Genomic DNA, 887 nt, shown 5'->3' on the forward strand with positions numbered 1-887 from the left:
GCAGTGTGCGGCGGGTGCCGTTGGCGCGGGCGGGTAGGTCGATCTGCCAGTGCCATTGGCCGTGGTTGCGGGATCATCCGCCGCCGGGCCGGCGCAGATCAGGGCAGGAGCGTCCCAGCCGCCGGCCCGTCGCGGTGTCGCGGCAGCCGCAGCGTTTGAACGTGGAGCCTTTCACTGGTCGTCTCCTGGGTGCTCGACGTGGTGCCGCCAGCGGTGGCGGGTGTAGTCCGCTGGTGGCGTGGTCGTTGCATCCACGCTCGACACCACGACGGGATCAAGTCGCCGGCCGCCGTCGGGATCCGGGGCAGGCTGGTCGAGGAGGAGAAGTCGGAGGAGGCCGGTGACGGGGACGATGATGCGGGTCCCGGCGCGGATCAGTGGCGTGGGGAAGGTATCGGTGGCGGCGAGCCGGTAGGCCTGGGACCGGCTGATACCGAGGACCGCCGCGGCGGTGGGCAGGGTGGTGGCGGCACCGAGCGCGCGGATCCGCTCGACGGTCCACGGCTCTGCCGTTGGCGGGTGTGGGTTGGTTGGCCGGATGTCATGGTTCGGATTGGTGTGGGCGTTCAAATGGGGGAGCAATGCTCGAAACCTGTGGATGAGAGTCGGGAGGCGTACCCTCCCGGCGACGCTCCATGTCCAAGGAATCGAGTAGAGCCCGCGCGCCAACGCGGGCCGGGAAGGTACGCCCGTGCTTACGGTAGTCAACCCGGAAGAGCCCACGCCAGCGGCCGTGTCCGAGCAGGCCAAGACGGGCGGATCGCTGATCGACGAGATCGTGCGTGACGGTGCCCGCCGGATGCTCGCCGCTGCGCTGGAGGCCGAGGTCGCCGCCTACATCGCCGCGCACGCGGCCGAGCTGGACGAGCAGGGACGCCGCCTCGTCG

The 887-nt window shown here is 70.6% G+C and carries 1 protein-coding gene and 2 pseudogenes; 1 reads left to right on the forward strand and 2 read right to left on the reverse strand.

Annotated features, from left to right (window positions below; translation table 11 throughout):
- Window positions 1-175, reverse strand: a pseudogene (locus E1258_RS35335) (site-specific integrase); the annotation flags it as partial.
- The gene (locus tag E1258_RS32890) at window positions 172-570 is read right to left on the reverse strand and encodes a hypothetical protein (RefSeq protein ID WP_371688725.1); all 399 of its coding nucleotides are present in this window, start codon (window positions 568-570) and stop codon (window positions 172-174) included. The gene E1258_RS32890 and the pseudogene E1258_RS35335, both read right to left, overlap by 4 nt.
- A 121-nt stretch (window positions 571-691) precedes the next feature.
- Between E1258_RS32890 and E1258_RS32895 the strand changes: the two are divergent.
- Window positions 692-887 (forward strand): annotated as a pseudogene (locus tag E1258_RS32895) (IS256 family transposase); the annotation flags it as partial.

It is taken from the genome of Micromonospora sp. KC207 (assembly GCF_004348615.1).
Lineage (GTDB): Bacteria > Actinomycetota > Actinomycetes > Mycobacteriales > Micromonosporaceae > Micromonospora.